Annotated in this window: 9 protein-coding genes; 4 read left to right on the top strand and 5 right to left on the bottom strand. The window is 64.4% G+C overall.

What is annotated here, in order from left to right; translation table 11 throughout:
• On the bottom strand, positions 1-757 hold a 757-nt coding region (locus ABZD10_RS10080; RefSeq protein WP_372886244.1), incomplete at its 3' end, for a GTP cyclohydrolase II.
• A 164-nt stretch (positions 758-921) separates the two neighbouring features.
• On the opposite strand from ABZD10_RS10080, the gene ABZD10_RS10075 reads away from it, so the two are divergent.
• Positions 922-1,608, top strand: coding sequence for a response regulator transcription factor (locus ABZD10_RS10075; RefSeq protein ID WP_372886243.1), 687 nt, complete (start codon positions 922-924; stop codon positions 1,606-1,608).
• Between the two features lie 395 nt (positions 1,609-2,003).
• Here ABZD10_RS10075 and ABZD10_RS10070 read toward each other — a convergent pair whose 3' ends face one another.
• Positions 2,004-2,633 carry a glutathione S-transferase family protein gene (locus ABZD10_RS10070; RefSeq protein ID WP_372886242.1) on the bottom strand — a complete coding sequence of 210 codons (630 nt, stop codon included), beginning with the start codon at positions 2,631-2,633 and terminating at the stop codon, positions 2,004-2,006.
• A 195-nt stretch (positions 2,634-2,828) separates the two neighbouring features.
• On the bottom strand, positions 2,829-3,647 hold the full coding sequence (locus ABZD10_RS10065) for a sulfotransferase family protein (protein ID WP_372886240.1): 819 nt from the start codon (positions 3,645-3,647) through the stop codon (positions 2,829-2,831).
• A 144-nt stretch (positions 3,648-3,791) separates the two neighbouring features.
• Between ABZD10_RS10065 and ABZD10_RS10060 the strand changes: the two genes are divergently transcribed.
• Entirely contained in the window at positions 3,792-5,369 is a 1,578-nt protein-coding gene (locus ABZD10_RS10060) for a DUF5928 domain-containing protein (protein WP_372886239.1), read from the top strand.
• A 139-nt stretch (positions 5,370-5,508) separates the two neighbouring features.
• Positions 5,509-5,685, top strand: coding sequence for a zinc-finger domain-containing protein (locus tag ABZD10_RS10055; RefSeq protein ID WP_372886238.1), 177 nt, complete (start codon positions 5,509-5,511; stop codon positions 5,683-5,685).
• 40 nt (positions 5,686-5,725) lie between these two features.
• On the opposite strand, the gene ABZD10_RS10050 is transcribed toward ABZD10_RS10055, so the two are convergent.
• The gene (locus ABZD10_RS10050; RefSeq protein WP_372886237.1) at positions 5,726-6,379 is read right to left on the bottom strand and encodes a histidine phosphatase family protein; all 654 of its coding nucleotides are present in this window, start codon (positions 6,377-6,379) and stop codon (positions 5,726-5,728) included.
• Between the two features lie 193 nt (positions 6,380-6,572).
• Between ABZD10_RS10050 and fdhF the strand changes: the two genes are divergently transcribed.
• Positions 6,573-9,350 (top strand): formate dehydrogenase subunit alpha, encoded by a 2,778-nt coding sequence (gene fdhF / locus ABZD10_RS10045; RefSeq protein WP_372886235.1) that lies wholly within the window; start codon positions 6,573-6,575, stop codon positions 9,348-9,350.
• A 138-nt stretch (positions 9,351-9,488) separates the two neighbouring features.
• Here fdhF and ABZD10_RS10040 read toward each other — a convergent pair whose 3' ends face one another.
• Complete coding sequence (locus tag ABZD10_RS10040; RefSeq protein WP_372886234.1) at positions 9,489-9,716, bottom strand: WGR domain-containing protein; 228 nt, start codon at positions 9,714-9,716, stop codon at positions 9,489-9,491.
• Between the last annotated feature and the right edge of the window lie 198 nt (positions 9,717-9,914).

Genomic DNA, 9,914 nt, shown 5'->3' with positions numbered 1-9,914 from the left:
CGGCACCCTCGGCCCCCATCTGCGCCAGCGCGCCGCGCAGCTGCGGGCCGCAGTCGCATTTCAGACTGCCCAGGACATCGCCGGTGAAACAGGCCGAATGCAGCCGCGCCAGCACCGGCTTGTCGCGCGGCGGGCGGCCGACCTCGATCGCATAATGTTCCTCGCCGCCGTCCTCGGGGCGAAAGATATGCAGTCGCCCGGCCTCGGCGGCGGCCATCGGCAGGCGGGCGTGCACCACCGGGTGCAGCGGGCTGGTGGCCCCCAGATGTGGCGCCGCCAGATCGACCGGGATCACCGTCAGCCCGTGGTCGAGCGCGAAGCGCCCGGCATCCGCGATTTCCAGCATCACCGCCGCCGGCAAGAGCCGCGCCGACTTGGCCAGCCGGATCGCGGCGCGGTGCAGCTCGGCGGGGCCCTCGCGCAGGCTGTTCAGCGGCCCTTTCATCGGCTTGCGCAGGTCGTCGGCCGGATCGGCCACCCCCCGCACCCAGCCGATATCGCCGTCGCCGGGCAGCGCGATGCGGGCCAGGTCGCCGTCATAGGCCCGCGCCTTCAGGGTCTCGGCGCGCCGCGCCGTGATCGCCAGAACCGGCAGGCCGCCAAGCGCCCGCAGGCCGGCCAGCCGCGCGGCGTTCAGGGTCTCGGCGGCCAGCATCAGCATCGCCCTGCCGCCGCCGGTCAGAAGCACCGGCACCCCCATCCTAAGGTCCGACCGCGCCCGCGACAGGCGCTCTATGATGTCCGGTGCAAAACTCATGATGTCCTCGGTCTGTCGGAAAGTCTGATGTAGCCCCGATTGAAGCAATATGAAACACTCGGCGCCGCAATTACACGTCCGCGTGAGGCATTTGCAGCAAATCTTGTCCCGACCGTGATCTCACTACACATGCTCGTCAGAGACAAGCAACCGGAGGCCCGACAATGGCACAGCTCAAGAGAATACTCCTGGTCGATGATGATGACGACCTGCGCGAGGCGCTGTCCGAACAGTTGCTGATGACCGAGGATTTCGATGTCTTCGAGGCCGGCAACGGCGCCGAGGCCATGGTCAAGGCCAAGGAGGCGCTCTACGACATGATGATCCTCGATGTCGGCCTGCCCGATACCGACGGGCGCGAGTTGTGCCGCCTCATGCGCAAGCAGGGGATCAAATGCCCGATCCTGATGCTGACCGGCCATGACACCGATGCCGATACCATCCTCGGGCTGGACGCCGGCGCCAACGACTATGTTTCCAAACCCTTCAAGTTCCCGGTGCTGCTGGCCCGGATCCGCGCCCAGCTGCGCCAGCACGAGCAATCCGAGGATGCGGTGTTCCAGCTTGGCCCCTATACTTTCAAGCCGGCGATGAAGATGCTGATCACCGAAGACGACCGCAAGGTGCGCCTGACCGAGAAAGAAACCAACATCCTCAAGTTCCTCTATCGCTCGGCCGATGGCGTGGTGGCGCGCGACGTGCTCTTGCACGAGGTCTGGGGCTACAACGCCGGGGTCACCACCCATACGCTCGAAACCCATATCTATCGCCTGCGCCAGAAGATCGAACCCGACCCGTCGAACGCGCGGCTGCTGATCACCGAATCCGGCGGATATCGGCTGGTGGCCTGAGGATTTTCCGCAGTGAAACAATTTGGCAACACTGATCGTGCTATGCTGGTCCCAAGTTGATTTGAATCAAAGAAGCACCGCTGGCGCATCTTTACACCTGTAGACGAGACCCCGCGCATATCCGGGTCATGATATGCACCTCCCTGTTGGACTACGGCCCGGATCTGATCCGGGCCTCTTTTTTTGCCCCGCTGCTGCGCCCTCGGCGTGGTCATTCACGATGAATTGGCGGCATTCCGCGAAACGCGGCTGTTTTCACACTGTCGAGAGTGGCAGAGGAAATAAGCTCCGGGGCGCTCCGCCCACTATATGTGGGATCGTCCGGGGTAAACGCCACAATATTGTGAGTGCGACATCGTATGTCACCCGGAAGACCCGCTGGGTCTTCCGGCACCTCACGCCTGGGCCGAGGGGCGCGCCTTGACGCTCTCGTACCAGCGCAGCAGATCGCCATGCGCGGGCCCGACACGGCGTTTCACCACCCGGGCGAAATCGACGAAGACGAAACAGGTGATATCGGCCATGGAAAACCCGTCGCCGGCCACGAAGTCGCGCCCCGCAAGATGCCGGTCGAGCTTGTCGAAGAACAGGTCGATGCGCCGCAGGCCGCGCGCCGCCAGTTCCGGGATCTGGGGAAAGTTCTCGGGCCCGGGAAGCGCCCGATCCTTCATGTGCGGGTTGGCATTGCGCAGCGCCTCGGCGACGGCCAGCCCGCATTGCGTCTCGGCGATCGCATTCCACATCATCACCGCCCCCTTCTCCTCGGCGCTGCGCCCCATCAACGGCGGTTCGGGAAACCGCGCCTCGAGATAGGCGGCGATGCCGAGGTTCTCGGTCAGCACCTGCCCCGGCGCGATCTCGAGCGCCGGCAGCATGGCGTCGGGGTTGACGGCGCGGAATTCCGGCGTCAGCTGCTCGCCCTTTGCGATCGAGATTTCGCGGCTTTCGACCCGCAGCCCCTTTTCGGCAATGAACATGCGGGCGCGCCGCGGGCTCGGCGCCGTCGCGCAATCATAGAAAATCATCCGTGACCTCCCTTCGGACCTTCCCCGCCACTGTCCGGGCCCCGCCGGTGCATGTCGACGGTTCCGCTACGGCACCTGCCTGTGCTTCATCTCTTGCCAAATACTCCGGGGGGAGGCCGCAGGCCGGGGGCGGCGCCCCCATTGCACGAATGCGGGCTGCGCGGCGGGCGATTGCCCCGGCCGCAGGGCGGGGTGTCAGTCGCCCAGCTTGGCATGGACCTCGTCAAGGTCGATCTCGCCGATCGGGAACTTGTTCGACGGATCCTGGAAATCATATTTGAACAGGTCGAAATCGCGCTTGTAGATCTCATAGACCAGATGCATCGACAAGTCGTCGAAATAATCCTCGACCGGATGCGCCCGCTTCGGCCCGTGGCCTTCGCTTTCGTTGAACCGCGGAATGCTGTTCAGATCCACCGCATGGGCGACCTCGATCCGGTCGAGCACCTCCTGCATGCCCTCGTTGAACTTCTCGGTGAAGAAGATCCGGTCGTAGGTGCCGCCATTGGCGATGAAGGTCGAGACATGGCCCGACATCGCCGACCAGTGGATGTCCGGCTCCATCGGGCGCCGCCAGCGGATCGAATCGCGGGCAAACAGCAAAAACCGGCGGAAGGACTTGATCTGGTCGAAGTCCTGCTTGCCGTCCTCGCCACCGACCTCGATACCGTATTTCTGGATCAGCAGCGGCACCAGGTTGCCGCGATAGCGGCGACCGTTGCGCTGGATGCCGCAGATCTTGTCGAAAAAGGACGACAGGATGCGCGTATAGGGGTTGCGCACGCAGGTGAAGGCAAAGGACTTGTGCCCCTGCACATTGCGGGTGATCGCCTGCTGGCTGTCCTCCAGCGCCCATTTGTGCATGCCGCCCTGGGCATCGTGAATGTCGCCGTCGAAAAACTGGCCGTGATCCGAATAATACATGATCTGCCCGATCGTCGAGCAGGCGCATTTGGGCACGACGCGATACACCATGCTCTCGCTCTCGGTCATCCAGGTGCCGGGAAACCCCATGCCATTGCCTCCGCTTGTTCCGTGGCTTGATTTTCCGCCACGGTTGCTTTCGTTTCAAAAAAGCAAATAAACCCTGTTTATTCAACGTCCGTTCATCATTATCTAGATAAACAATCAATAAGTTTTCGGGGCTTGGTTTCCAAAATGGCAAAAATCGCCTTCATTCTCCTTTGCCACAAGGATCCCGAGGCGATCATTCAGCAGGCCGAGCGGCTGACGACCGCCGGCGACTACATCTCGATCCACTTCGATGCCCGCGCCCGACCCGAGCATTTCGCGAAGATCCGCGACGCTCTCGCCGGCAACCCGAATGTCGCCTTCGCCCACAAGCGGATCAAATGCGGCTGGGGCGAATGGAGCCTGGTTCAGGCGACTCTCTACGCGGTCGAGGCGGCCGAACAGCAGTTTCCCCGCGCCACACATTTCTACATGCTCTCGGGCGATTGCCAGCCGATCAAGACGGCGGATTACATCCATCGCTATCTCGATGACAACGACTGCGACTTCATCGAAAGCTTCGACTATTTCGAAAGCAACTGGATCAAGACCGGCTGGACCGAAGAGCGGCTGATCTATCGCCATGTCTTCAACGAGCGCACCCAGAAACGGCTGTTCTACTGGTCGTTCGAACTGCAAAGACGGCTTGGGCTGAAGCGCCGGATCCCGGCCGACATTCAGGTCCAGATCGGCTCGCAATGGTGGTGCCTGCGCCGCCGCACGATCGAGAAGATCCTCGAGTTCACCCGCCAGCGCCGCGACGTGATGCGCTTCTTTCGCACCACCTGGATTCCCGACGAGACCTTCTTTCAGACCGCGGTGCGCCACCTGATTCCCGAAACCGAGATCCGCGCCCGCACCCTGACGTTCCTGATGTTCACCGACTACGGGATGCCGCTGACCTTCTACAACGACCATTACGATCTGCTCACCAGTCAGGATTACCTCTTTGCCCGCAAGGTCAGCCCCGAGGCGCTGGAACTGAAAGAGAGGCTGGGGGCGCTGTTCGCCGCCAAGGGGGTGAGCTTCCAGATCTCCTCCGAGGGGCCCGGCCTGTTCAAGTTCCTGACCGGGCGCGGCCGCATCGGGCGGCGGTTTGCCAGCCGTTTCTGGGAGACCGAATCGACGCTGGGCCGGGACCGCGAGCTGCTGATCATCGTCTGCAAGAAATGGCATGTCGCCAAGCGCCTGCTCGAGGCCGTCCACGATGTCACCGGCCTGCCCTCGATCGCCTATCTCTTCGACGAGGAAAGCACGCCGCTGCCCGATCTCGGCGGCATTCAGGCGACGCTGGGCAAGCGCACCCGGCACCGGCGGGCGCTGATGCGCATGCTGTTCGACTATTACGACACCGACCGGCTGGTGATCTGCCTCGACCCGTCCTCGATCGACCTTTTGCATGACTTCTTCGGCGACCGGTCGGGCACCCGCCTGCTCGAGGTGCAATGCGCCTTTCCCGACCACTACCTGATCGGCCATGCCAAGCGTATCGGCCTTGCCGGGGCGCATACGCCGCAGGAAACGCTCGAGCGCTTGCTGCCGACGATCCGGCAGGACATCGTCTCGGAAAGCGACCAGATCCGCGATGCCGGCTTTGAAAACCACTACCGGATGAAACAGGGCGACGATGTTGCCGATCACGTCACCCGGCTCTGCGGCTTTCTGCATATCGACGAGGAACAGGCCCGAGAGATCGCCGAAACACCGCATCTTTTCGACGATTGAGGCGCCGATCGGGGCCGGGCAGGGGCGCCCCCGGGGCACTGCCGGCTGCGGCATGGCCGCTCTTGCCCCCGGCGCCGGGATGGCCCATATTCGCGCCTGTTGAAACCGGCCTGAACCAAAAGCACAAGGATCTGCCAAGATGACCATCCAAGCGCCTGAAACCAAGATCGTGGACAGCTACAAAGTGGCCTGTGACGGTGGCCAGGGCGGGCATCCGCGTGTCTATCTGCAATTGCCCAGCGAACACGGCTGGGTGGAATGCCCCTATTGCGACTGCAAGTTCGTGCATAAGGATCACGCCGACAAGGCGGCCTGAGCGGCCGGACAGCGCCCGCGCTCGGCCGCTGCAGCTGATGTCAAAGATGCGTCTGGGCGAAATGCCGCTCGGGCGTCTCGAGATGCGGCACGCCGTTGAACTGCACCAGCAGGGGGCGCCCCAGCACCATCTGCCAGCGATGCACCGAGGTGTTCATGATCGCCAGGCAGACCTGCGACCAGCCCGCGACATCCAGATTCAGCGTCTGGCGCAGCACCAGCCCGATCAGCCCGCCCGAGGTCACCACCAGCGCCCGCCCCTCGCCGGCGGCGATCTCGGCCATGACGCTTTCGACCCGGGCATTGAAGTCGGCATAGCTTTCGCCGGCGCCCTCGATGCGCCCCTCCTGCCAGGCCCGCAGCACCTGCGGCAGGTGTTCGACAAAGCCTTCGCGCTCGGTCGGAATCTCCAGCCCGTGCTGTTCTTCCATCAGCTGTGACAGTTCGAAATAGGCGATCTCGTTCAGCCGCGCGTCGTAGTGCGCCGCCGGGCCGCAATCAATGCCTTCGGCGGTTTCGACATGGCGTTGCATGGTGCCGCTGTAGACGCGCTGAAACCGGTCTCCGGTGTCGCGCATGTGCCGCCCCAGCCAGCGCGCCTGCCGGTGGCCCAGCTCCGACAGCCTGTCGTAGCTCGCTTCATCGCGGGCATGGGTATTGGCCTGCCCGTGTCGCACCAGCGTGATATGTGGCATCGGCACCTCTTGTCTGTCGGCCCATGCCTAAGCCAGCCGCCGGCGGGCGGAAAGGGCTAATCGCGTGTAACCCATAGGAAACGTCGGGTCGGTTTGGCGTTCAGCTTGGCGCAAAAGGACGACGCCCTGTCGGATTGGGTGCCTCGCCTATCCGCCGCCATGCGCTATTCTTGCCGCGAATAGGGAGAGCTGCATGTCCGAGACCATCACCTTCACGCTGGACGGCGAAACCGTCACCGCCGAGCCCGGCACCACGATCTGGGAGGTCGCCAACGGCCGTGGCCTGGTGATTCCGCATCTCTGCCACAAGCCGGCACCCGGCTATCGCCCGGACGGCAACTGCCGCGCCTGCATGGTCGAGATCGAAGGCGAGCGCACGCTGGCCGCGTCCTGCATCCGCGAACCCAGCGAAGGCATGGTGGTCACCACCAATTCGGCGCGTGCCGAAACGGCCCGCAGGATGGTGGTGGAACTGCTGGTCGCCGACCAGCCCGTGCGCGCCGAGGCGCACGACAAATCCTCGCACCTGTGGGACATGGCCGATCTCAATGGCGTCACCGAAAGCCGGTTCCCGAGGCTGGAAGAGGGGCGCATCCCGCTTCTGGACGCATCGCATGTGGCGATGAAGGTCAACCTCGATGCCTGCATCTCCTGCGGGCTCTGCGTGCGCGCCTGCCGCGAGGTTCAGGTCAACGACGTGATCGGCATGGCCGGGCGCGGCCATGACGCCTATCCGACCTTCGATGTCGCCGATCCGATGGGCGTCTCGACCTGCGTCGCCTGCGGCGAATGCGTGCAGGCCTGCCCGACCGGGGCGCTGATGCCCGCCGCGGTGCTGGACGGCGACCAGATCGGCGACAGCGGCGATTACGACAGCGAAACCGAAACCGTCTGCCCGTTCTGCGGCGTCGGCTGCAAGGTCTCGCTGAAGGTGAAGGACGGCAAGGTCAAATATGTCGAGGGGCTGAACGGGCCGGCCAATGAAAACCGGCTCTGCGTCAAGGGGCGCTTCGGCTTTGACTATATCCACCACCCGCACCGTCTGACCAAACCGCTGATCCGGCGCGCCGATGCGCCGGCCAAGGGGCTGAACGTCGATCCGGGCGATCTGTCGACCCATTTCCGCGAGGCCACTTGGGACGAGGCGCTGGACCTTGCCGCCAAGGGGCTGGCGGGGCTGCGCGACACGCATGGCGGGCGCTCGGTGGCCGGCTTCGGTTCGGCCAAATGCACCAACGAAGAAGCCTATCTGTTCCAGCGTTTCATCCGCCAGGGCTTCGGCCACAACAACGTCGACCACTGCACCCGGCTGTGCCATGCCTCTTCGGTGGCGGCGCTGATCGAGAATGTCGGCTCGGGCGCGGTGACCGCGACCTTCAACGAGATCGAAAACGCCGATGTCGCCATCGTCATCGGCTGTAACCCGATCGAGAACCACCCGGTCGCGGCAACCTATTTCAAACAGTTCGCCAAGCGCGGCGGCAAGCTGATCGTGATGGACCCGCGCGGCGTCGGCCTGCGCCGCTTTGCCGAGGAGATGGTGCAGTTCCGCCCCGGCTCGGATGTCGCGCTGCTGAACGCGATCATGAACGTGATCGTCGAGGAAGAGCTTTACGATCAGGCCTATATCGACCGCCACACCGAGAACTGGGAGGCCGAGAAGGCCCATCTGGCCGGCTTCACCCCCGAGGCGATGACCGAGATCTGCGGCATCGCGCCCGAGCAGATTCGCCGCGTCGCCCGCAGCTTTGCCGGGGCCGAGGCCGGGCTGATCTTCTGGGGCATGGGGGTCAGCCAGCATATCCACGGCACCGACAATTCGCGCTGTCTGATTTCGCTGGCGCTGATGACCGGCAATGTCGGCAAGCCGGGGGCCGGCCTGCACCCGCTGCGCGGTCAGAACAACGTGCAGGGCGCCTCGGACGCGGGGCTGATCCCGATGTTCCTGCCTGATTACCAGAGCGTCACCAGCGACGCCGTGCGCCAGGCATTCACCGAGGTCTGGGAAAGCGGGGATTTCAGCGACGAAAAGGGCCTGACGGTGACCGAGATCGTCGACGAGGTCTATGCCGGCACTATCCGGGGCATGTATATCCAGGGCGAGAACCCGGCCATGTCCGACCCCGACGTGGAACATGCGCGCAGGGCCTTTGCCAAGCTCGAACTGCTGGTGGTGCAGGACATCTTCCTGACCGAGACCGCCAATTTCGCCGACATCATCCTGCCGGCCTCGGCGCTTTACGAAAAGAACGGCACGGTGTCGAACACCAACCGCCAGGTGCAGCGCGTGCGCCCCGCGGTGCCGCCGCCGGGCGAGGCCCGCGAGGATTGGTCGGTGACGGTGGATCTCGGGCGGCGCATCGGGCTCAACTGGGATTTCACCGAGGTCAGCCAGGTCTTTGCCGAAATGAAGAAGACCATGAAGTCGCTCGACAACATCACCTGGGAGCGGCTCGAGACCGAGACCATCACCTACCCGTCGCTGACGCCCACCGACCCCGGCCAGGCGATCGTCTTCGGCGACGGCTTCCCGCGCCCCGAGGGCCGCGCCCGGTTCACGCCGGCCAGCGTCATCGCCCCCGACGAGGCGCCCGACGCCGAGTTCCCGATGATCATGACCACCGGGCGGCAGCTGGAACATTGGCACACCGGCTCGATGACCCGGCGTTCGCGGGTGCTGGACGCGGTCGAGCCCGAGGCCAACTGCTCTCTGAACCCGCGCACGCTGAAGCTGATGGGGATCGAGCCCGGCGAGATGATCCGGCTGACCACCCGGCGCGGCAGTGTCGAGATCATGGCCCGCGCCGACCGGGCGATCGCCGAAGACATGGTCTTCGTGCCCTTTGCCTATGTCGAGGCGGCGGCCAATATCCTCACCAACCCGGCGATCGACCCCTATGGCAAGATCCCGGAGTTCAAGTTCTCGGCGGTGCGCGTCGAGAAGATAGAGGGGCAGGTGGCGGCCGAGTGAAACCTGGGCGATACCAGCGTGATACCTGACCAAACCGGCGGCGCTGCGACGCCAGCGTCGATGCCTCCGGCGGGAGTATTGGCTGCGAGATGAAGCCCGGGGCGCGGGCGGGCAGGGTAGCGGCCGGCCGGGCGGCCGTCAGCCGCGTGCGTAGCCGCGTTTGAGGGCGCGGTTGCGAAAGCCATCGGCCGCGCGGGACGCATCGCGCAGATTGGCAAAGAGGCTGATCCGGGCCCGGCCCTTGCCGCCGGCCACGCCCCATTCGCGCAGCACCGAAATCTCGTTGAAGAGGTTATAGGCGATCTCGACGCGGTAATAGCGCGGGCGTTTCTTTCGGCAGCGGAGATAGAGGATGCAGATGGCCATGCGACCTGTCTAGCCGAGGTGGAATCGCAGTGCAACGGGGGCAGAATCAGAGACTGTTCCGGCCCAATTCGCCGCCCGCGGTGGCGGGCAGAGAAAAAGGCCCCCACAGCCAAACTGGTCTGCGGGGGCAGCGGGAGTGAACCCGTCCGGGAGAGTGTCAGATTACGCCGAGCAGCCGCAGCCCCAGTGCAAGGGTCG

The sequence above is a fragment of the Shimia sp. genome (assembly GCF_041624275.1).
Taxonomy (GTDB): Bacteria; Pseudomonadota; Alphaproteobacteria; order Rhodobacterales; family Rhodobacteraceae; genus Shimia.
The sequence above is the reverse complement of the archived record's forward strand: the minus strand, read 5'-3'. Positions and strand labels throughout refer to the sequence as shown.